Source organism: Azohydromonas aeria, assembly GCF_009760915.1.
Classification (GTDB): Bacteria; Pseudomonadota; Gammaproteobacteria; order Burkholderiales; family Burkholderiaceae_C; genus Azohydromonas; species Azohydromonas aeria.
Genome location: NZ_VIDQ01000002.1, coordinates 56,793 through 77,333 on the forward strand (window position 1 = coordinate 56,793; position 20,541 = coordinate 77,333).

The window sequence follows — 20,541 nt, forward strand, 5'->3', positions numbered from 1 at the left end:
CGCGACGCTCTTCTCCGACGACATCGTTGCTTCATGGTGAAGCGAAGGTGATTCACGTTTCGGCCGATAGCCTGGCACTTCACCAAGCTGGCATTCCGCGAGACCTGGCCTACGTGGAAGCACGTATTGTTCAATCTCTTGTTGGTTTTTTATATTCATATAAGACCAGAAACCGTAGCACTCGAAACGCCCATGCCCACCCGCACGCCCTCAACGACGGACCACGCCCTGCCGGCACGCGGTGCCACCGACACGCATGTCCACGTGTTCGACCCGGCGCGCTTCGGCTTCCTGGCCGGCCGCAGCTACACGCCGGGCGCGGCCAGCGTCGCGGCGCTGCGCGAGTGCCATGCGCGGCTGGGCCTGGAGCGCGTGGTGCTGGTGCAGCCCAGCGTCTACGGCACCGACAACGCCTGCATCCTCGACGCCATCGCGCAGCTGGGCCCCGACCGCTGCCGCGGCATCGCCGTGGTGCACCTGGAGCGCGTGACGCGCCATGAGCTGCTCACGCTGCACGGCGCCGGCGTGCGCGGCATCCGTCTGAACTTGGAAGTGCGCCACGAGGCCGACCCGGTGCGCGTGCTGGCCGAGCTGCGCCGCGCCGCGGCCGCCGTGGACCTGCCCGGCTGGTGCGTGCAGGTGCATTGCGCGGCCTCGCTGCTGCCCACCGTGGCGCAGGCGCTGCCGGACTTCCGAGTCCCGCTGGTGCTGGACCATTTCGCCGGCCTGCGCGCGGCCGACGCCGACCCGGCGCAGCCGCCGCTGTGCACGCTAATGGCGCTGCTGGACACGGGCCGCGTCTGGCTCAAGCTCTCGGCCTTCTACCGCGCCTCGATCGACGCGCCCGGTTACCCGGACTTGGCGCCGCTGGCGCGCGCGCTCCTCCAGGCCCGTCCCGACCGGCTGCTGTGGGGCTCGGACTGGCCGCACACAGGCGGCGGATCGGGCGCGCGCGACCCGGGCCGCATCGAGCCTTTCCGCCGAGTCGACCTGGGCGCCAGCCTCGCCGCGCTGCGCTGCTGGATGCCCGACGCCGCCACGCTGCGCCAGGTGCTGGTGAGCAATCCCGCCGCGCTCTACGGTTTCGCCGCTGAAGCCGCGGCCTGAAGCCCGCCCCGCCTTCCAGAACACCGCCGAACACCCCCCGGAGACCCGCGATGACCGCACCCCAAACCGACACGCGCCGCGCCGCCGTGCTGCGCCCGTCCGAAATCAAGACCCACGACCGCGGCGGCGGCGCCAGCACCACGCCGCTGGTCGGCCCCTCGGTGGGCGCCACGGCCTTCATCAACGGCATCACCAGCTTCGGCGCCGGCACCAAGATCCCGTTCCACAGCCACAACTGCGAAGAGAGCGTGGTGCTGCTCGAAGGCGAGGCCATGCTCGACATCGAGGGGCAGGAGTCGGTGCAGCTGCAACCGCTGGACACGACCTGGCTGCCGCCCAACCTCTCGCACCGCTTCCGCAACCTCTCCGACACGCAGCCGATGAAGATCCTGTGGATCTATGCCCGGCTCGACGCCACGCGCACGCTCACCGAGACCGGTGTGACCAATTTCGTCTCCGCGGAGCACAACAAGTGATCACCGAGATCGCCCACATCACCGTGAAAGCCGGCATGGAAGCCGCGTTCGAGCAGGGCGTGGCCGAGGCCGCGCCGTTGTTCCAGCGCGCCCACGGCTGCCGCGGCCTGGCGCTGCAGCGCGGCATCGAGCAGCCCACGCACTACCGGCTGGTGGTGCAGTGGGAAACGCTGGAGGACCACACGGTCACTTTCCGCGGCTCCGACGACTTCCAGGCCTGGCGCCGCCTGGTCGGCCACTGCTTCGAAAGCGCGCCGCAGGTCGAGCACGTCGCCACGGTGCTGCAGCCGTTCTGACGCCGCGCCCACCCAAAACACCGGAGACACGACCCATGAATCGACGCCTTGCCCTTGGGCTGGCGCTGGGCGCCCCTGCGCTCGCGCTTTTGCCCTCCCTGGCGCTGGCCCAGGCCTATCCCAGCAAACCGGTCACGGTGATCGTGCCCTTCGCCGTAGGCGGCGGCAGCGACAACGTCGCCCGAATGATCACGGCCAAGCTCTCCGAGCGCACGGGCAAGAGCTTCGTCATCGACAACCGCGGCGGCGGCGGCACCAACATCGGCAACGAGGCGGCTTCGCGCGCCGCGCCCGACGGCTACACCGTGCTGCTGGGGCAGTTCACGCTGTCGGCGAACCCGCACCTGTACTCGGGCCTGCGCTACGACGCCGACAAGAGCTTCATCCCGGTGGTGCACGTCGCCAATGCACCGACCGTGCTGGTCGTTCCCGCGTTCTCGCCAATCAAGGACGTGGCCGGCGTGGTCGCCGCGGCCAAGGCCCGGCCGGGCAAGCTCAACTTCGGCTCCGGCGGCGCGGGCACCTCGGTGCACTTGGCTGGCGAGCTGTTCAAGCTGCAGAACGGCGTGGACCTGGTGCACATCCCTTACAAAGGCAGCGCCCCGGCCATGACGGACCTCGTCGGCGGCCAGATCGAGATGATGTTCGACACCTCGACCTCGGCGCTGCCGCACGCCAAGGGCGGCAAGGTGCGCGCCATCGGCGTGGCCGCCGCCCAGCGCCTGAAGGAGTTGCCCGGCGTGCCGACCTTCGCCGAGCAGGGGTTCAAGGACTTCGACGTGCCGGCCTGGTACGGCTTCGTGGCGCCCAAGGGAACGCCGCTTGAGGCCGTGCAGTGGCTCAACGCCGAGGTCAACGCCGTGCTCAAGGACCCGGCCGTCGTGGTCAAGCTCGACGCCATCGGCGCCGTGCCCGTCGGCGGCACGTCCGCGCAGATGGGCGAGTTCATGAAGGCGCAGTCCACACGCTGGGCCAAGGTCATCAAGGACGCCGGCATCAAACTCGACTGAAGCGCCGGCCCCTCAGCTTTCCTCCCCCGCCCCTCTCCCTCCACCCCACCCCTCCCTAAAGGCATCACCATGAAGATCCTGGTTCTCCCCGGCGACGGCATCGGCCCCGAGATCGTCGAAGCGTCCGTCAACGTGCTCAAGGCCGCCGACGCCAAGTTCAAGTTGGGCCTGTCCTACGACTACGAGGACGTCGGCTTCGCCAGCCTGGATCGTCACGGCACCACGCTGCGCGAGGAGGTGCTGCAGAAGGCCCGCGGCTATGACGGCATCATCCTGGGCACGCAATCGCATGCCGACTACCCGGCGCCGGAAAAGGGTGGCCGCAACATCTCCGCGGCGTTCCGAGTACAGCTCGACCTCTACGCCAACGTGCGCCCGGCCCGCACGCGCTCTTTCCTGGAGTCGAACATGAAGCCCGGCAAGCGCATGGACCTCGTGATCATGCGCGAGGCCACTGAGGGCTTCTACCCGGACCGCAACATGGCGCGCGGCTGGGGCGAGATGATGCCCAGCCCCGACATGGCACTGTCCACCCGCAAGATCACTCGCCACTGCAGCGAGCGCATCGCGCGCCGCGCCTTCGAGCTGGCAATGAAGCGGCGCAAGAAGGTCACGGCCATCCACAAGGCCAACAGCTTTCACATGACCGACGGCCTGTTCCTGGAGGCCGTGCGCCACGTCGCCAAGGACTTCCCCGAGGTGCAGCTCGACGACCTGCTGGTGGACGCCTCCACCGCGCACCTGGTGCGCAACCCCGAGCGCTTCGACGTGCTGGTGGCCACCAACTTCTACGGCGACATCCTGTCGGACCTGGCCAGCGAGCTGTCCGGCAGCCTGGGCCTGGCCGGCTCGGTGATGGCCGGCGATGAGCTGTGCTGCGCGCAGGCCCAGCACGGCTCGGCGCCCGACATCCAGGGGAAGGACAAGGCGAATCCGGTGTCGATGATCCTGTCGGTGGCGATGCTGGCGCAGTGGATGGGCGAGCACCACGGCGCGCCGGCGCTGTTCGAGGCGGGCACCGCGATCGACGCGGCCGTGGACCGGGTGCTGTCCAACCCGGCCACGCGCACCGCTGACCTCGGCGGCAGCATGGGCTGCAAGGCTTTCGGCGAAGCGGTCGCACGCGCGCTCTGACTCCATCAGCACAACAAGGAGACGACATGACGGCATCGAACAAGACGCGCCGTGCCCTGCTGCTGGGCACGGTGAGCGCGGCGCTGGCCTGGCCGGCCCTGGGCCTGGCCCAGGACGCGGCCAAGGATTTCCCCAATAAACCCATTACGCTGATCGTGCCCTACGCCGCGGGCGGCAGCTCCGACACGCGGGCGCGCCAGCTGGGCGAGAAGCTGGCCGTGATCCTGGGCAAGGCCGTGGTGGTGGACAACAAGCCCGGCGGCAACGGCAACATCGGCACGGATTTCATCGCCCGCGCCACGCCCGACGGCCACACCATCGGCATCGGCAACTTCGCGCCGATGGCGGTCAACAAGGCGCTGTTTCCGAAGCTGCCCTTCGACCCGCAGCGCGACCTGGTGCCGGTGGTGCTGATCGAGAAGGGCCCGCTGGTATTGATCGTCAGCGCCGAAAAGTCGCCCTTCAAGAGCGTGCAGGATCTCGTGGCTGCGGCCAAGGCCCAGCCCGGCAAGCTCAGCTACGCCTCGGCAGGCTCGGGCGGCTCGTTCCACCTGGCCGGCGAGATGTTCAACAGCGTCACCGGCACTGACGCCGTGCACATCCCCTACCGCGGCGGCGGCCCGGCCACCAACGACCTGCTCGGCGGCACGGTGGACTACATGTTCGACATGGTGCCTGCGGCCATGGGCTACCTGAAATCCAGCCCGCCGCGCATGCGCGCGCTGGCCGTGGCCCACGACAAGCGGCTGGCCTCGCTGCCCGAAGTGCCGACCTTTGGGGAGCTGGGCATCAAGGACATGGAAATCTCCAACTGGTTCGGCATCGTGGCACCCAGGGGCACGCCGCCGGCCATCGTTGCCAAGCTCAACCAGGCCATCAACCAAGCGCTGCAGATGCCCGACGTCGCGAAGCGCATCACCGACCCCGGCAACGTGGTCGGCGGCGGCACGCCCGAGGCCTTCGCCGGCTTCGTGGCGAGCGAGTCCCAGCGCTGGAGCAAGGTCGTCAAGGACCGCGGCATCCGGCCCGACTGAAGCGACAGCGGCGCAGCACCCGCGCCGGCCAGGCGCATCCGCACGGAGATCGATAATGACGGACATGGCACGTGGACTTTCTGAGCAGTTGGCCGCCAGCATTGAAGCCTGGCTGGCCGAGGAACAGGTGCCTGCGTGCACGCCGCTGCCCGAGCGGGCGGTGGCGGAGCGCTTCCGCGTGTCGCGCTCGCCCGTGCGCGAGGCCATGCAGTTGCTGGCGCAGCGCCAGGTCATCGTGCCACGTCCCGAAGGCGGCTATGCCGTGGCCGAGCGCATGCAGGCTGCGCCAGCGCTGGCCCTGCCGCCGGCAGACGAGGACGAGCCGATCTACCTCAGGATCGCCCAGGACCGCCTGGAAGGGCAGCTGCCGGAGCGGCTCACGGAAAACGAGCTCATGCGCCGCTACGACGTGACGCGCGCGCGGCTGGCCGCCGTGCTGCGGCGCATCACCCACGAAGGCTGGATCGAGCGGCTGCCGGGCAATGGCTGGCAGTTTCTGCCCACGCTGAGCACCGGTGCCGCCTACGACCAGGGCTACCGGCTGCGCATCCTGCTGGAGCCGGCCGCCATCCTGGAGCCGACCTGGGCGCTGGACGCCTCGGCCCTGCGCAAGTGCCGCGCCGAGCAGCAGGCACTGGTGGACGGCGCGGCCGAGTGGGCATCGCCCGTGCAGCTTTTCGACGCCAACTCGCGGCTGCACGAAACCATCGCGAGCTTCTCGGGCAACGTCTTCATGGCCGATGCGCTCCGGCGCGTGAACCGGCTGCGCCGGCTCATGGAGTACCGCAAGGCCGTGGACCGCACCGCCGCCGCGCGGCGCTGCAAGGAGCACCTGGTGCTCATCGACCTGCTGCTGACGGGCCAGCGCGAGGCGGCGGCCGACTTCATGCGGCTGCACCTGCGCGACGCCGCGCGCGAGAAAGCCGGCGGCGTGCAGCCGCAAGGTGAAGCGTACGGTTCGAACGCCAACCCGCTGGGCACGCTGTTCACGCCGGCCAGCGACTGATCCGCCACGGCGCGCCGCGCCGCCCTCACCCGCCGCAATCCTTTTCAGCCCGCCCGGGAGTCCCGGGCAGGCGGAGCACTTTCATCTTCACGAATCCCACGCCATGACCCACGCGATCACCACCATCAACCCCACCACCGGCGCCGCGCTCAAGACCTACGAGAGCTGGACGCCGGAACAAGTCGACCAAGCCGTGGCCAGCAGCCATGCCGCCGCCAAGGCCTGGGGACAACAGCCGCTGGCAGTGCGCGTGGCCGCCGTGCGCCGCCTGGCCGACGAGTTGCGGCGCCAGAAGGACGCCTTTGCACGGCTGATCACCGCCGAGATGGGCAAGCCCCTGGCGGAAGCCGCCGGCGAGCTGGAGAAGTCGGCCGTCACGGCGCTGTACTACACCGACCATGCCGAGCGGCTGCTGTCGGACGAGCCCGTCGCCATCGACGGCGCGCAGGCCTGGGTCAGCTACGAGCCCATCGGCCTGGTGCTGGCCGTGATGCCCTGGAACTTCCCGGTGTGGCAGGTGATGCGCTTTGCCATCCCGTCGCTCACGGCTGGCAACGGCGTGCTGTTGAAGCATTCGCCCAACGTCACGGGCTGCGCGCTGGCGCTGGAAAGGCTGTTCCTGGATGCCGGGCTGCCCGCGCACCTGGTGACGACGCTGGTGGTGTCTGAAGCTCAAGTGCCCGCCACCATCGACCGCTTGATTGCCGACGACCGCATCGCCGCGGTGACGCTGACGGGCTCCAACCGCGCGGGTGCCGCTGTGGGCGCGGCCGCCGGGCGCGAGTCCAAGAAGTCGGTGCTGGAACTGGGCGGCTCGGACGCCTTCGTCGTGCTCGACGACGCCGACGTGCCGGCCGCCGCTGCCGCGGCCGTGAAGGCGCGCTTCCACAACGCCGGGCAGAGCTGCGTGTGCGCCAAGCGCTTCATCGTCTCGGCAGCAGTGGCCGAACGCTTCACGGAACTGTTCGTGCAGGGCGCGCGCGCGCTGGTGGTGGGCGACCCGACCGACGCGGCCACGCAGGTGGGGCCGCTCGCGCGCGCCGACCTACGCGAGGCGCTGCAGCGCCAGATCGAGCGCTCGGTGGCGGCCGGCGCGAAGCTGCTGGCCGGCGGCCGGCCTGTGGACGGCGCGGGCTACTACTTCGAGCCCACCGTGATCGCCGACGCGGCGCCGGGCATGGCGGTATTCGACGAGGAAACCTTCGGTCCCGCTGCGGCGATCGCCGTGGCGCGCGACGACGCGCACGCCGTCGAGCTGGCCAACGCCACGCCCTTCGGCCTGTCGGTGAGCGTCTGGACCGGCTCGCGCGAGCGCGGCGTGCAGGTCGCCAAGCGCATCACCACGGGCGCGGCCTTCATCAACGCCATCACGGCGTCGGACGCGCGCGTGCCCTTCGGCGGCACGAAGAAGTCGGGCTACGGCCGCGAGCTGGCGGCCGCGGGCGTGCGCGAGTTCTGCAACGTGCGCACGTACTGGGCCGCGGGCCAGGGCTGATGCCAGGCTCGGCTCCGGCCAGCCGCCCGTTGTTTCACTGGCATTGAGAAAGCTGAAACAAAGGGGCCCGCCTCACGGCGGGCCCCTTTTGCATTCGGGCCGGAAAGGCGACCCGGTTCAGCCCGACAAGCCCAACCGCACTTTGAGCGCCTCGATCGCCGCCGCCGGCGCGCTCAGCACCGGGCACGGCAGCACGGCCTGCACCGCGGCCTGGGCGCGTGAGTTGGAGAAGTGCGCCAGCATCACCGCGTCGCAATGCGCCAGGCGCGGCGCAGCCTCGACGTGCAGCCGGTCGTGCGTCGCCATGTCGCCGGCCTTGGCCGCGGCCAGGGCCTCGGGCAGGCACAGCACCTCCAGTGTGGCGTCCACGCCGCGCTCGCGTGCCATGGCGCGGAACTCCTCTTCCATTTGCGGCACGGCCGCGGCGAAGGTGGCGAGCATGCCGATGCGCCGACCGGCGCCGAGCGCGGCCTCGAACATCGCTTCGTTCGGCTTGAGCACGGGCACCGGCAGCACGGCCGCCGCCGCGGCAATGGCCTCGCCAAAGGCCGAGCAGGTGAAAAGCACGGCGTCGGCGCCGCCGTCGATGGCATGCGCGGCCAGGCGCCGGATGCGCGCGTGCATGGCGGGCGTGAGCTCGCCGTCGCGCTCCAGGTCCGCCGGCAGCGCGTCATCCACGAGGTTGACGCGCCGGGCCTGCGGCCAGTCGGCCTGGAACGCGGCTTCCACCGGCGCCATGGCGACGTACACGGCGTGGATGAGCGCGATGCGCGGGGCGGCGGCGGTGTCTGCAGACATTCAAGGGCTCCAAGTTCACCAAGCCGCACCGAAGGCCTGGCGCAGCTCCTCGATGGCGGCCTCGTCCAGCGGCGCGGGTTTCGGTTGCGCGAGCAGCCACAGCCGGGCCGTCTCCTCCAGCTCTTCAAGCACCGCCATGGCGGCGGCCGGCGTGGCAGCCCAGGCGTTGGGGCCCAGGCGGTCCAGCATGACGGCCGACAGCAGCGTGCCCTGCTGCCGGCCTGCCTCGATCGCGTGGGCAACCAGCTCGGCCGCGGCCGGGTCGCCCGGGCGGTGGTACGGGATCAGCGGCACGCGCCCGACCTTCATCACGAAGTACGGCGTGATCGGCGGCAGGATGGCCTCGCGGCCCCACACGCCCGAGAGCGTCAGCGCCACCAGGTGCGTCGAGTGCGTGTGGATGACGCAGCGCGCCTCGGGCGCAGCCGCGTAGATGCGCCGGTGCAGCGCCAGCGTCTTGCTGGCGCGGTCGCCGCCCAGCTGCTCACCCTCGGCTGAAACCTTGGCCAGGCGCTGCGGCTCCAGAAAGCCCAGGCAGGCGTCGGTGGGCGTGATGAGAAAACCGCCGTCGTCCAGCCGCACGCTGACGTTGCCGGCCGTGGCGTGCACGTAGCCGCGCTCAAACAGGCTGCGGCCGACGCGGCAGATCTCGTCGCGCAGTTCGTTCTCGCTCATACGCCCTGCTCCAGCAAAGTGAACGCCTTGGTGAAGAAGTCCACCGTGCCGAAGTTGCCGGACTTGAGCGCCAGCAGCAGCCCCTGCGCCCCGGCCGCGGGCGACGGCGCGTGGCACCAGGGCACGCCCGGGTCGATCTGCGGCCCGATGCGCAGCCGCTCCACCTGCAGCGCCTGCACGCAGGCGCCGGAGGTCTCGCCGCCGGCCACGACCAGCCGGCGCACGCCGCGCTCGACGAGGCCGAGCGCTATTGTTGAGAGCGTGCGCTCGACCAGCGCCCCGGCCTCCTCCACGCCCAGCCGTGCCTGCACCGCCTTCACGGCCTCGGGCTCGGCCGTGGCGTAGAACAGCACGGGCTGGTCACCCAGGCGGTCCGCCGCCCAGCGCAGCGCCTCGCCGGCCACGTCCTCGCCGGCGGCGATGCGCAGCGGCTCCACCGCAAAAGCCTCGCCACCGCGGCGCAAGAAATCCACCACCTGCGCGTTGGAGGCCGGCGAGCAGCTGCCCGAGACGATGGCGCGCGCGCCGGGCACGCGCGGCAGCTCGGCCGCGGCGGCGCTGGCAGTCAAGCCATGGTTTTGCGGCAGCCCGATGGCCACGCCGGAGCCGGCCACCAGCAGCGGCAGCCCGGTAAAGGCCTGGCCCATGGCCATCAGGTCGTCGTTGGCGATGGCGTCCACCACGCCGAAGCGCACGCCTTCGGCCTGCAGCGCCTGCATGCGCGCGCGCACGGCGTCCGCACCCTGGCGCACCACGGCGTGCTCCACCAGGCCGACACGGCCGCGGCACTGGCGCTGCATCACGCGCACCAGGCTGGCGTCCGTCATGGGCGTGAGCGGATGGTGACGCATGCTGCTGTCGCTGAGCAGCAGGTCGCCGACGAAGAGGTGGCCCTTGAACACCGTGCGCTGGTTTTCGGGGAAGGCCGGGCACACGGGCACGAACTCCGCGCCCAGCGCGTCGGCCAGCGCCTCGGCCACCGGGCCGATGTTGCCGCGCTCGGTGGAGTCGAAAGTCGAGCAGACCTTGAAGTAGATTTGCCCCGCGCCGCGCGCGCGCAGCCAGTGCAGCGCGGCCAGCGATTGGGCCACGGCGTCGCCGGGCTCGATGGTGCGCGACTTGAGCGCGACCACCACCGCGTCGGCCTCGACGGTTGCGCCCTCATCAGGCACGCCGATGGTCTGTACCACCCGCATGCCGGCGCGCACCAGGTTGTTGGCCAGGTCGGTGGCGCCCGTGAAGTCGTCGGCAATGCAGCCCAGCAGCATGGGAATGTTCCTTGTCAGAGTGCGCGTGCAACCGCCTCGCCGAAGGCCTTGCAGCCCAGCGTGCCGCCCAGGTCGGCCGTGCGCGTGGCCGGATTTTCCAGCACGCGGTCCACCGCGGCATGCATGGCGTCGCCGGCTTCAGTCAGGGCCGGCACGCCGTGGTGGCCGCCCATCCACTGCGCCAGCATCGCCACCGACAGGATCATCGACACGGGGTTCGCTTTGTCCTGGCCCTGGATGTCGGGCGCCGAGCCGTGCTGGGCCTGCGCGCAGCAGTGCGTGTCGCTGGCCATCATCGAGCCGGCCAGGCCCAGGCTGCCGGAGAGCTCGCTGGCGAGGTCCGAGAGGATGTCGCCGTAGAAGTTGGTGGCCACCAGCACGTCGAAGCGCTCGGGGTTGCGCACCAGGTGCGCGGTGGAGGCATCGACCAGCAGGTCGTCGAGCTGCACTTCCGGGAAGTCCTTGGCCACGTGGCGCACGGCTTCCAGGAACAGGCCGTCGGTCATGTGGAAGCTGTTGGCCTTGTGGATGGCCGTGACCTTCCTGCGCCGCTTCATGGCCAGCTCGAAGGCGCGGCGCGCGATGCGCTCGCTGCAGTGGCGCGTGATCTTGCGGGTCGAGAGCGCCATGTCGGGGCTGGGCATGACCTCGCCCCAGCCGCGGGCCATGTTGCGGTCGGGATAGAAGCCCTCGGTGGCCTCGCGCATGATGACCAGGTCCATGCGCTTGCCCGGCTTCATGTTCGACTCCAGGAAGGAGCGCGTGCGCGCCGGGCGCACGTTGGCGTACAGGTCCAGCCCGATGCGGAAGCCCGCCGACACGTTGCGCCCGCCCTTTTCCGGCGCCGGGTAATCGGCGTGCGACTGCGTGCCCAGGATGATGCCGTCGCAGCTGCGGGCCTTGGCCAGCACCTCTTCGCGCAGCGTGGTGCCATGCTTTTCCAGGCTGGTGAAGCCGACGTCGTCGTAGTCGAAGGACAGGCCGAGCTTGAACTTGGCGTCCGCTGCCTTGAGCACGCCCACGGCGGCATCGACGATTTCAGGACCAATGCCGTCACCCGGCAACACGAGGATCTTCATGCTTGTCTCCAGACCGAAAGGGACCGGCATCACCGATGCCATGCCCCGAAGTGTACGGACTGGATTGCACCAGATCAATAGTTAATACAAACAATCGGATCCGCAGTTCCACGTACCCCGGGGCCGGGCCGGCCCGGCGCGCGGGCGCTAGAGGTGGATCTCCACGGCCAGCTCGCCGGCGCGGGACGCCTGCGGCGACGCGGCGGCCGCCTTGTCGTCGGTCTTGATGGCGCGCACCACGTCGAGGTGCTGGCGCAGCCGGTGCGCGGCCTCCATGCGCTCGCCGGCTTCGAGCAGGTCCAGCAGCGCCAGGTGCTCGTCGCACTGACGGCGCATGCGCTCGCGGTCCGGCGCGGAATTGGTCTGGCAGTGGTACTCGATGACGCGGCGCTGCCGGTTCACGTTGTGCAGCGCGTCGAGCAGGAAGCGGTTGTGGGCGCAGGCCACGATGGCCTCGTGGAATTCGGCGCCGGCGCGGAAGCGCTCGGCCGCGCTCCAGCGCTCGATGCCACCGTCGAGCAGCGCCTGCTGCTGCTGGCGCACCTTGTCGAACAGCGCGCGGTCCACCCGGAAGGTCGGCTCCAGGATGGCGGCAGGCTCGATGATCATGCGGAAGCGGTAGCTTTCGCGGTGCGAATCCACGGTGTTGAGCACGGCGCGGAACAGCCAGCCGCGGCCCGGCTTGCGCTCGGCCAGGCCCTCGCGCGCCATGCGGTTGAGCACGCGCTGCACCTGCAGCCGCGTCAGGCCGTGGCGCTCCATCAGCTCGGCCTCGGACACTTCCTCGTCGATGGCCTCGTCGAGCCGGTCCTGCACGATGCGCATGTAGATCGCCTCGTCGGACTCGTCGTCGCTGATGCGGATGGCGCGCAGCTGGGCCGCGTCCTGCGCCACCTGGAAGCCGCGATTCGGGCTGGAGCTCAGCGCCCCGAGCGTCTGCAGGTACTGCAGCGCCTTGCGCACCGGCGAGCGCGAGACGCCCAGCGCGTCGGCCAGCGACTGCTCGGTGATGCGGTCGCCAACGGCACAGTTGCCGGAGGTCAGCAGCTCCAGCACGCGGCCGGCCACCACCGGGACGATGCCACCGGGCGGCGTGGAAGAGGAAGAGTCGTTCATGGCCTGTCCGGGTTAGCAGGCCTGCGGCGGCAGGCCGGTGGCTCCATACCGGCCGCATTTTATCTATGCGCAGTGCAATCCACGCCGGCAGCGTGACGGGCCCCGCTCCGGGCAGCAGTTGCGGCTCAAGCCGCGTTCGCCAGCGCCTGCAGCACGCTCCACACCGGGTCCCAGTCCTCGCCCCACCGGCGCACGCCCTGCATCACGTTGGGCCGCATCCGCACGCAGCGCACGCCCAGCGCGTGGCAGCGCCGGCTGCCTTCCAAAAGGGCAGCCCGATCTACGGCCTGCCGATCCTGGAGGCCTCCAAGGCCAAGACCGTGATCTTGAACAAGCGAAGAATGGCCGCGCTACGTCGGCCTGGACAACGAGCTGTTCTACATGGACAAGACCATGATGGTGTTCGGCGACGCCAGGAAGGTGGTCGAGGACATGGTCAAGGCCGTGGAGTAGCGTTGTTGCGCTGCCACTTGCAGAGGAACTGTGTCAAGCAGTCGCTCGGCTGCTTTGTGCTCTGAGTTTGGAGCCCTTAAGTGCTGAGGCGGGGTACCGCTCGCGCACCGGGACGCTCAGATCGGCTAGCCATTCTCAACATCTTTCGGGACGGTGGTGCGCATGGCGACTGTCCGTAGTCGCGACACTCTGGCACCACCAAGCCGCACTGCGGTGGCCGCCCAACGTGCGCCCCGTGCTGCTGCCGCCGTACTCGCCTGAACTCAACCCCGTGGAGCCGCTATGGGACGGGCTGCGCGAGAAGCACTTCCACAACCGCATCTTCGACACCCTGCAAGACGTCGAAAGCACGTGGTGATCGCACTGGCCGGACTTGAACACGATGCTCGACGTGTTTGGTCCAAGCGAAGCCTTGGAATGTTGGTTCACTTCCAAGTTGAAGTTGAAATGGATCCAAACGAAAGGGCTTGTCGGTCCTCCTCTCAAGGCACTTGCATCACGGTCAAGCAGTACGCCCATACTCAACCCCTTGCTCCGGGTATTGACGTGGGTCCTTTGAAATAATCCATCCCGGAGAAAATTCATTTGCGTGTGCGAGCAACTTGGCAAGAAAACCAAGGACGGTGTGCTCCTCGCGAATGTTGACGTATTTTCAACATGCTTTGAAAAATATTCATTTGCGGGCACTGCTTAATGCACGTCAACATGCCGTTGCCGGAGAAAACCGGATTACGGACTGGACGTCACATTCAACAGTCGAATGTTCGCCAGATGACATATCAACGGAATGCGCCTGTTAGGAGTCATTCCAAATCGGAGACAAAGCAAATGAGCCTGAAACCAGCCATGCATCCGCGCATACTGAAGTCTGCCGCCGTTGCGGCGCTTATCGGCGCCACCATGGTTCTGCACCCGGTGCAGGCTGGGCTTGGCGGTCAGTACATCACCAGTGCCGGCAACGCAGTTTCCACTCCCCAGGTCATCGGACCTGTCTCCGTGAATGCAACGCCGGGCGCTGGTCTCAGCCGCGACTACCCGTTCTTCGCCTCGGAGCCGCAGTTTGATCTTGCTGCAGCCGGATATGTAGAGGAAGAGTTCTTCGTCCAGGGAACCGCTACGCGCTACGAAACGCCATCCATGGCAAATGCCGTTGCAGTGTCGTCCGGGCACCCGTACAAGACCCGCGTCGTCGTGCGGCGCCCGGTGGAAGGGCAGAAATTTAACGGTATCGTGTTAGTCGAGTGGGCCAACGTCACGTCGGGATATGGCATCGATCTTCACTGGCACTATTCCAAGGAATACTTGACCAGAGAAGGCTATGCGTTCGTGCGAGTGGATGCCCAGCGTGTCGGGATCCATCAGCCCAGCACCGGACTGAAGGACTGGAGCCCCAAACGGTACGGCAGTTTGGACGTGACAGCGGGCGGTGCGATCACCGACGATTCGCTGTCCTACGACATCTACTCGCAGGTAATCAAGGCAATCAAGGCACCGGGCAATAATCAGATCCTGGGCAACCTGAAGCCCAAGGCTGTACTCGCAGTGGGGCAGTCCCAATCGGCCGGTCGGCTCACGTCGTACTACAACAGCATCCAGCCAATGCATCAGTTGGTGGATGGTTTCCTGGTTCAGGTATTTGGCGGACCGTTCCGTACGGACGTCAGTACGCCGATGATGAGAATCATCAGTGAAACGGAACTGATGCTCTATGGGCTGGGAGCAACTCGGCAGCCAGATTCGCCGACACTGCGCGAGTGGGAGATCGCCGGCGCAGCCCACGTGGACTATTGGTGGGTTCAATATCGTCAGGGGTTGGCCGTGCGGGACAAGCTGACGCCGCCGAGTCTCACCTGCGAGCCGGAACCAGCCAGCCACGTACCCTTGCGCTACGTGCTCAACTCGGGGTACCACCATTTGTCGCGTTGGGTTTTGAAGGGCATCGAACCTCCCCGTGCCGAGCCGATCCTGATGACCTCGGTGAATCCTGCTGTGATCCCGCGGGATGGCAACGGACTGTCGTACGGCGGTATTCGTCAGGCAGAAGTGGAGGTACCGACCGCTACCAATCGTGGCGACCAGACGGGCATGACGCCCGGATGTCCGAACAACTACGGCATGCACATCCCGTTCAGTGACGCAAAGCTGTCGCAGCTCTATCGCAGCAAGGACGCTTACGTGCGAGCTGTGACGGCTGCGGTCAAGAAAAACGTGCAGGATGGGTTTGTCCTGAAGGATGACGGGGATGAAATCATCCGCCGTGCTGCCAGTTCGAACGTAGGCACCGGTCGAGCGGTGTCGATCCGCTGAGCGATTTGCAGCACGTCGGCTGACTGTTCTCGTGGCCGTCGCGAGCCGGCGGCCATGAGATGCTTGTTATCGCCATGTGTGATTTAAAGCAGTTCAAGAAGGCCCTTAGCGAGCAATTTAACCTGCCGAGACGTCATTCAGTCCGGATCGGTCTTTTATTCATACGTGTCATCGCTGATTTTCCAGTCGCGCCAATTCTCAGGCTGGCCGGTCATTGTCACTGCCGTACTTGCGCCGAGTGCTCTTGTGCTTAACATGGGTCTGGATGAGCGTGCCGTACAAATTGGAGGAAAAACCGTTTCCAAGAGGTATATCTCCGCTCATGCACCCCTTGCACGGAAATTTTCTGCGTGCAAGCCGATCAAACGGTGCGGGTGAGGCCGCCATCAACCCGGATATTCTGGCCAGTGATGTAGCCTGCACCATCCGATACCAGGAAAGAGATGGTGTCAGCAATTTCAACGGCACTCCCATAGCGCTTCATCGGCACGCTGTCGCGTCTCGCCTCGGTAGCAGGTAGGCTGTCAATCCAGCCAGGCAGGACGTTGTTCATGCGGACGTTCTTGGCCGCATAGGTATCAGCGAAAATCTTCGTGAAACTTGCCAACCCCGCTCGAAACACTGCCGAAGTCGGGAACATCTCGGAAGGCTCGAACGCCCAGGCCGTGGAGATGTTGACAATCGCCCCGCCTCCTTGTGCCGCCATGATGGGCGCGACCAGTCGTGTCGGCCGCACGGCACTCAGGAAATAGACCTCCATGCCCTTTTGCCAGTCGTCGTCGGTGATGTCGAGGATCGGCGCGCGCGGGCCGTGACCGGCGGAATTGACCAGCGCGTCGATTCGCCCCCACCGTTCCATCGCCAGATCGACCAGCCGCTTCACGTCATCGTTGGACTGGTTCGAGCCGGTAACGCCGATGCCACGGAGTTCTTGGGCGAGTGCCTCACCCTTGCCGGAGGAGGACAGCACGGCAATTCGGTAGCCGTCCTGAGCCAGCCGTTTCGCAGCAGCGGCGCCCATGCCGGACCCGCCGGCCGTGATGAGAGCAACTTTTTCAACGGACATCGAATTTCTCCACATGAGTTACAGCGTCATGCCACAGCCTGAGCGCCGGTGATCTCGACCAGCGAGCCGCACATGAACGGCGCCTCGTCGGAAGCCAGGAAGGCCACGAGCGCCGCCACCTCTTCGGGCTTGCCGATGCGCCCGAAAGGCACCAGCTTGTCAAGGTCCGCGATGGTGCGTCCGGCTCGCTTCACGCCGGCTTCCAGCATCGGCGTGTGAATCTCGCCCGGGCACACGGCGTTGACGCGGACCTTGTGCGGCGCGTAGTCGCGCGCCAGGTTTTGGGTGAACGAGGCGACCGCGGCCTTGGTCACGTTGTAGGCGATGTGGTTGGGTGCCGGGTACAGGCCCCACTGCGACGCGGTGTTGACGATGGCCCCGCCGCCGGCCGCAATCATGTGCGGCAGCGCTGCCCGGCACAGGTGGAACATCGCGTCCACGTTGACGGCAAAGCAGGCGTGCCAGTCGTCCTCGCTGATGGCCAGCAGGTTGCCGCGACGGTTGATGCCTGCGTTGTTGACCAACACGTCGATGCGACCATGCTCGGCGACGACGCCGGCGATCAGCTCGGCGCAGGCCTTGCCCTGGGCGATGTCGGCCACGACGGCAACAGCCGCGCCGCCCTGCGCCGCGATTTGCGCCGCCACCGTGCGCGCGGCGTCCATGTTCACGTCGGTGACGACGACGCGCGCGCCTTCCTGGGCCAGGCGCTGGCAAATGGCCGAGCCAATGCCGCCGCCGGCGCCCGTCACCAGGGCCACCTTGTTTTCGAAACGCTTCATGCTTGTTTCCTGCCGAGTGTTGAACTGGATCGAATTGCCGGGTCAGCGGATGTAGCTGCCGCCGTTCACGTCGAGCGTGGCGCCGTTGAGCGAACGCTGCGAGGGCCGCAGCACGAAGGCCACCAACTCCGCGATCTCCGCGGGCTCGGCCATCGAGCCGATCGGGATGTCCCCGACCGCGGCAGCCTCGCCGTGACGAGCCACGAAGTCCTTGGCCATGTCGGTACGCACCCATCCCGGTGCCAGCGCCACCGCCGTAATGCCATCCTTGCCGAAGCTGCGCGCGATGGATTTCGTCAGGTTGATCAGCGCCGCCTTGGTGGCGCCATAGGGCAGCGCCTCGGCCGCGTAGCCGCGTTGCCCGGCGCGGCTGGACATGTTGACGATGCGGCCTTCCTTGTACCCGCGGAAGTGCAGGATGGCGGCCTTGCACAGATCGGCCGCCGCAAGGAAGTTCACCTGCAGCTCCGAAGTCCAGGCGGCGTGCCAAGCCTCGACCGAGGCATCAATTGGACACTCGGTGCGGATGCCGGCGTTGTTGACGAGGCCGTAGACACGGCCGGCCGCTGCCACGGCCCGGTTCCACAGCGCAGTGGGGCCATCCGTCGTCGAGAGGTCGGCTTGCACGAGGTGGCCCTTGCCGCCGATGCGCTCCAGCAGCGCGTGGGCGGAGCGTTCGTCGCGGCTGTAGTGGATGATCGGCGTTGCGCCTTCGTGCGCCAGGCGTTCGGCGATGGCGGCGCCAATGCCGCCCGATGCGCCGGTGACGAGGATGGCTCGGCCCACGAGCGTCTGGTGGTTGTCGCTCATGGTGGTCACTCCCTGGTTCCGTTCAGTTCGCCGACCTGGGGCCCCCAGGTGTCCGACAGTGCGAAGCCGGCCGGGAACGGATCGTCCGCATCCAGCCGCAGCTCCTCCATTCCGTAAATCCAGCCCCGGCCGGTGATGCGCGGCAGCACGGCTGGGCGGCCGGCCACGGTGGTCTCGCCAATCGCCTCGGCCGTGAATTCGCCGCCGATGATGGAGCGCGAGCGCCGCGCATCACCCACCTTCACCTCGCCGCGAGCATGCAGCACCGCCAGGTTGGCCGAGCTGCCGGTGCCGCACGGCGAGCGGTCCACGCGCCCGGGCTGCAGCGTCGTGCAGGTGCGCACCGCGCCATCGGCCTCGCGGCCGCGGAACATCACGTAGGCGATCTCATCGATGCCCGGGACTTCTGGGTGCTGCACGCTCACCTGCCGCGCCAGCAGCGCCTTGAGCTCGATGCCGGCCTCGGCCAGCTCGCGCGCATGGCGTGGGTCGATGGCAAGGCCGACCTGTTCGACATCGACGATGGCGTAGTACACGCCGCCGAACGCCACGTCGACCCGGATCGGTCCCCAACGCGGCGTGTCCACGATTCGGTCCAGCGCCTCGACGAAGGCTGGCACGTTGTCCAGGCTCACTGACAGGCAGCGCCCGCCCTCGCAGCGTGCGGTAGCCGTGATCAGCCCGGCGGGCGTGTCCAGGCGCACCACGGTCTGCGGCTCCACCATCGGCACCCTGCCCGTCTCCAGCAGGGCCGTCACGACGCAGATGCAGTTGCTGCCCGACATCGGGTGCGCCCGGTCGGCCTGCAGCACGATGAAGCCGGCATCGGCGTCCGGCCGCGTCGGCTCGACCAGCAGATTCACCGACATCGCCACGCCGGCGCGCGGCTCCGAGGTGACGAAACGGCGAAAGCCATCATCGACCTGGTTGATGTGGTTCATCTTGTCGGCCATCGTCGCACCCGGAATCTCCGGTGCTCCGGCGAGCACGACCTTGCCGATCTCACCCTGGCAGTGCACCAGGGCCAGCTGGATAGAGCGGTCCCACTTCATGTTCGGTCCGCCTCTCACTTGATGTACCAGCCCCAGGGCGCGTCGCTGACGTAGCGTGTGATCTGCTTGGTTTCCAGGTAGTTGTCCAGGCCCCAGTGGCCCAGCTCGCGGCCGATGCCGGACTGCTTGTAGCCGCCCCAGGGCGCTTCCGTGAACGTGGGCTGCGAGCAGTTGATCCAGACGATGCCCGCGCGCAGCGCCGCGGCCACGCGCTCCGCTCGCTCGCTGTCCGTGGACATGACCGCAGCACCCAGGCCGAAGATGCTGTCGTTGGCCAGGCGCACGGCCTCGCCTTCGTCGCTGAAGCGCCGCACGCACACCACCGGGCCGAAGATCTCCTCGTTCCAGGCCGCGCTGTCCAGCGGCACGTCCACCAGCACCGTGGGTTCCATGAAGTAGCCGGCCGCAAACCCGCCGGCGGCCCGCCCGCCCGTGGCCACCGTGGCGCCCTCCTCCTGCGCCTGGCTTACGGCGGACAGCACCTTGTCGAACTGGCCCTTGGAGACCAGCGGTCCGAGCAGCGTGCCGTCGTCCAGGCCGTTGCCGATCTTGATGCGGCGGGCTTCCTGCACCAGGCGCTCCAGCAGCTTGTCGTACAGCCCGTCCTGCACCAGCACGCGCGAGGTCGCCGAGCACACCTGGCCCTGGTTCCAGAAGATGCCGAACATGATCCACTCGACGGCCTGGGCCACGTCGGCGTCGTCGAAGACGATGAAGGGCGACTTGCCGCCGAGCTCAAGGCTCACCTTCTTGATGTCGCGCGCGGCGGCCGCCATGATCTTCGAGCCGGTGGGCACGGAGCCCGTGAAGGCCAGCTTGTCCACGCTCGGATGGCTGCTCAGCGGCGCGCCGGCGTCCGGCCCGGTGCCGGTGACGATGTTGAGCACGCCGGGCGGCAGCTCGACCTGCTGCGCGATGGCACCCAGCTCCAGCGCGGTCAGCGGCGTCAGCTCGGAGGGCTTGAGCACCATGGTGCAGCCCGCAGCCAGTGCCGGGGCGACCTTCCACGATGCCATCAGCAGCGGGTAGTTCCAGGGCACGATGGCGCCGGCCACGCCCAGCGGCTCGCGCACCGCCTTGGACGTGAAGCGGTCGTCGGGCAGCGCGATCGCTTCTTCCGGCTGCTGGTCCAGCGCTTCGGCCAGGCCCGCGTAGTAGTCGAAGCAGCCCGCGGCATCGCCGATGTCCCAGCTGGCTTCGGGCAGGGGCTTGCCGTTGTCCGCGACCTCCAGCCGCGCCAGCTCGTCCTGGCGCGAGCGGATGGCCTTCGCCATGGCCCGCAGGTACTTCGCCCGCTCAGCACCCTTCATGCGCGGCCAGGGGCCGTCATCGAAGGCAGCCCGTGCCGCCTTCACCGCCGCGTCGATGTCCTCGGCCGTGCCGGCTGGCGCATGGTGGATGACGGTTTCCGTAGCCGGGTTGACGACCGGGAAGGTTCCCTTCCGCACAGGATCGGCCCATTGGCCGTTGATGAAAAGCTGTGTGCGCATGGCGAATGCTCCAGAGGTGCTTTAGATCTCATGCCGGCGGTGGACCTGGCGTCCACCGCTGCGGCCGAAGGAACAGAAACTTGCTGA

The 20,541-nt window shown here is 68.0% G+C and carries 21 protein-coding genes and 1 pseudogene; 11 read left to right on the forward strand and 11 right to left on the reverse strand.

Annotation, left to right across the window (positions count from 1 at the left end; translation table 11 throughout):
- Positions 1-192 precede the first annotated feature (192 nt).
- From FJ694_RS02055 to FJ694_RS02090, 8 genes are all read left to right on the forward strand, one after another.
- Positions 193-1,107, forward strand: coding sequence for an amidohydrolase family protein (locus FJ694_RS02055; protein WP_157263961.1), 915 nt, complete (start codon positions 193-195; stop codon positions 1,105-1,107).
- A gap of 50 nt (positions 1,108-1,157) precedes the next feature.
- Entirely contained in the window at positions 1,158-1,583 is a 426-nt protein-coding gene (locus tag FJ694_RS02060) for a cupin domain-containing protein (protein ID WP_157263963.1), read from the forward strand.
- Positions 1,580-1,879 carry an antibiotic biosynthesis monooxygenase family protein gene (locus FJ694_RS02065; RefSeq protein ID WP_157263965.1) on the forward strand — a complete coding sequence of 100 codons (300 nt, stop codon included), beginning with the start codon at positions 1,580-1,582 and terminating at the stop codon, positions 1,877-1,879. The genes FJ694_RS02060 and FJ694_RS02065 overlap by 4 nt, the downstream gene beginning before the upstream one ends.
- 35 nt (positions 1,880-1,914) lie before the next feature.
- On the forward strand, positions 1,915-2,889 hold the full coding sequence (locus tag FJ694_RS02070; RefSeq protein WP_157263967.1) for a Bug family tripartite tricarboxylate transporter substrate binding protein: 975 nt from the start codon (positions 1,915-1,917) through the stop codon (positions 2,887-2,889).
- A 69-nt stretch (positions 2,890-2,958) separates the two neighbouring features.
- Positions 2,959-4,023 (forward strand): isocitrate/isopropylmalate dehydrogenase family protein, encoded by a 1,065-nt coding sequence (locus tag FJ694_RS02075; RefSeq protein ID WP_157263969.1) that lies wholly within the window; start codon positions 2,959-2,961, stop codon positions 4,021-4,023.
- 26 nt (positions 4,024-4,049) lie between these two features.
- Positions 4,050-5,057: a Bug family tripartite tricarboxylate transporter substrate binding protein gene (locus tag FJ694_RS02080; protein ID WP_157263971.1), complete on the forward strand. Its 1,008-nt coding sequence runs from the start codon at positions 4,050-4,052 to the stop codon at positions 5,055-5,057.
- A 55-nt stretch (positions 5,058-5,112) separates the two neighbouring features.
- Entirely contained in the window at positions 5,113-6,063 is a 951-nt protein-coding gene (locus FJ694_RS02085) for a GntR family transcriptional regulator (RefSeq protein WP_232539859.1), read from the forward strand.
- A 103-nt stretch (positions 6,064-6,166) separates the two neighbouring features.
- Positions 6,167-7,558 (forward strand): NAD-dependent succinate-semialdehyde dehydrogenase, encoded by a 1,392-nt coding sequence (locus FJ694_RS02090; RefSeq protein ID WP_157263973.1) that lies wholly within the window; start codon positions 6,167-6,169, stop codon positions 7,556-7,558.
- A 117-nt stretch (positions 7,559-7,675) separates the two neighbouring features.
- Here the strand turns inward: FJ694_RS02090 and FJ694_RS02095 are convergent, their stop codons facing one another.
- The 6 genes from FJ694_RS02095 to FJ694_RS36625 all read right to left on the reverse strand — a co-directional run bounded on the left by FJ694_RS02095 (position 7,676) and on the right by FJ694_RS36625 (position 12,760).
- The gene (locus FJ694_RS02095) at positions 7,676-8,356 is read right to left on the reverse strand and encodes an aspartate/glutamate racemase family protein (RefSeq protein WP_157263975.1); all 681 of its coding nucleotides are present in this window, start codon (positions 8,354-8,356) and stop codon (positions 7,676-7,678) included.
- Between the two features lie 15 nt (positions 8,357-8,371).
- Positions 8,372-9,031 carry a class II aldolase/adducin family protein gene (locus tag FJ694_RS02100; protein ID WP_157263977.1) on the reverse strand — a complete coding sequence of 220 codons (660 nt, stop codon included), beginning with the start codon at positions 9,029-9,031 and terminating at the stop codon, positions 8,372-8,374.
- Positions 9,028-10,299, reverse strand: a complete 1,272-nt coding sequence (gene otnK, locus FJ694_RS02105; RefSeq protein WP_198320688.1) for a 3-oxo-tetronate kinase — start codon at positions 10,297-10,299, stop codon at positions 9,028-9,030. Before otnK ends, FJ694_RS02100 begins: the two co-directional genes overlap by 4 nt.
- 14 nt (positions 10,300-10,313) lie before the next feature.
- A complete protein-coding gene (locus FJ694_RS02110; protein ID WP_157263979.1) occupies positions 10,314-11,378 on the reverse strand; it encodes an isocitrate/isopropylmalate dehydrogenase family protein in 1,065 nt (354 codons plus the stop codon).
- A 147-nt stretch (positions 11,379-11,525) separates the two neighbouring features.
- Positions 11,526-12,494: a GntR family transcriptional regulator gene (locus FJ694_RS02115; RefSeq protein WP_157263981.1), complete on the reverse strand. Its 969-nt coding sequence runs from the start codon at positions 12,492-12,494 to the stop codon at positions 11,526-11,528.
- Positions 12,495-12,619: 125 nt separating this feature from the next.
- Positions 12,620-12,760 (reverse strand): hypothetical protein, encoded by a 141-nt coding sequence (locus FJ694_RS36625; RefSeq protein ID WP_198320704.1) that lies wholly within the window; start codon positions 12,758-12,760, stop codon positions 12,620-12,622.
- Here FJ694_RS36625 and FJ694_RS02120 point away from each other — a divergent pair.
- The 3 genes and pseudogenes from FJ694_RS02120 to FJ694_RS02130 form a co-directional block, all read left to right on the forward strand.
- Positions 12,728-12,947: pseudogene (locus FJ694_RS02120) on the forward strand (NAD(P)(+) transhydrogenase (Re/Si-specific) subunit beta); the annotation flags it as partial. The gene FJ694_RS36625 and the pseudogene FJ694_RS02120 sit on opposite strands and share 33 nt — an antisense overlap.
- Before the next feature lie 226 nt (positions 12,948-13,173).
- Positions 13,174-13,305: a transposase gene (locus FJ694_RS02125; RefSeq protein ID WP_259373143.1), complete on the forward strand. Its 132-nt coding sequence runs from the start codon at positions 13,174-13,176 to the stop codon at positions 13,303-13,305.
- 470 nt (positions 13,306-13,775) lie between these two features.
- Positions 13,776-15,254 carry an alpha/beta hydrolase domain-containing protein gene (locus FJ694_RS02130; RefSeq protein ID WP_157263985.1) on the forward strand — a complete coding sequence of 493 codons (1,479 nt, stop codon included), beginning with the start codon at positions 13,776-13,778 and terminating at the stop codon, positions 15,252-15,254.
- A 361-nt stretch (positions 15,255-15,615) separates the two neighbouring features.
- On the opposite strand, the gene FJ694_RS02135 is transcribed toward FJ694_RS02130, so the two are convergent.
- Genes FJ694_RS02135 through FJ694_RS02155 form a run of 5 tightly spaced genes read right to left on the reverse strand, consistent with a single transcriptional unit; the run spans position 15,616 to position 20,454 of the window.
- A complete protein-coding gene (locus FJ694_RS02135) occupies positions 15,616-16,320 on the reverse strand; it encodes an SDR family oxidoreductase (RefSeq protein ID WP_157263987.1) in 705 nt (234 codons plus the stop codon).
- Between the two features lie 26 nt (positions 16,321-16,346).
- Complete coding sequence (locus FJ694_RS02140; protein WP_157263989.1) at positions 16,347-17,102, reverse strand: SDR family NAD(P)-dependent oxidoreductase; 756 nt, start codon at positions 17,100-17,102, stop codon at positions 16,347-16,349.
- Positions 17,103-17,144: 42 nt separating this feature from the next.
- Positions 17,145-17,912, reverse strand: coding sequence for an SDR family NAD(P)-dependent oxidoreductase (locus tag FJ694_RS02145; protein WP_157263991.1), 768 nt, complete (start codon positions 17,910-17,912; stop codon positions 17,145-17,147).
- Between the two features lie 5 nt (positions 17,913-17,917).
- Positions 17,918-18,964 carry a proline racemase family protein gene (locus tag FJ694_RS02150; protein ID WP_198320689.1) on the reverse strand — a complete coding sequence of 349 codons (1,047 nt, stop codon included), beginning with the start codon at positions 18,962-18,964 and terminating at the stop codon, positions 17,918-17,920.
- Positions 18,965-18,978: 14 nt separating this feature from the next.
- Positions 18,979-20,454 (reverse strand): aldehyde dehydrogenase family protein, encoded by a 1,476-nt coding sequence (locus tag FJ694_RS02155; RefSeq protein ID WP_157263995.1) that lies wholly within the window; start codon positions 20,452-20,454, stop codon positions 18,979-18,981.
- Between the last annotated feature and the right edge of the window lie 87 nt (positions 20,455-20,541).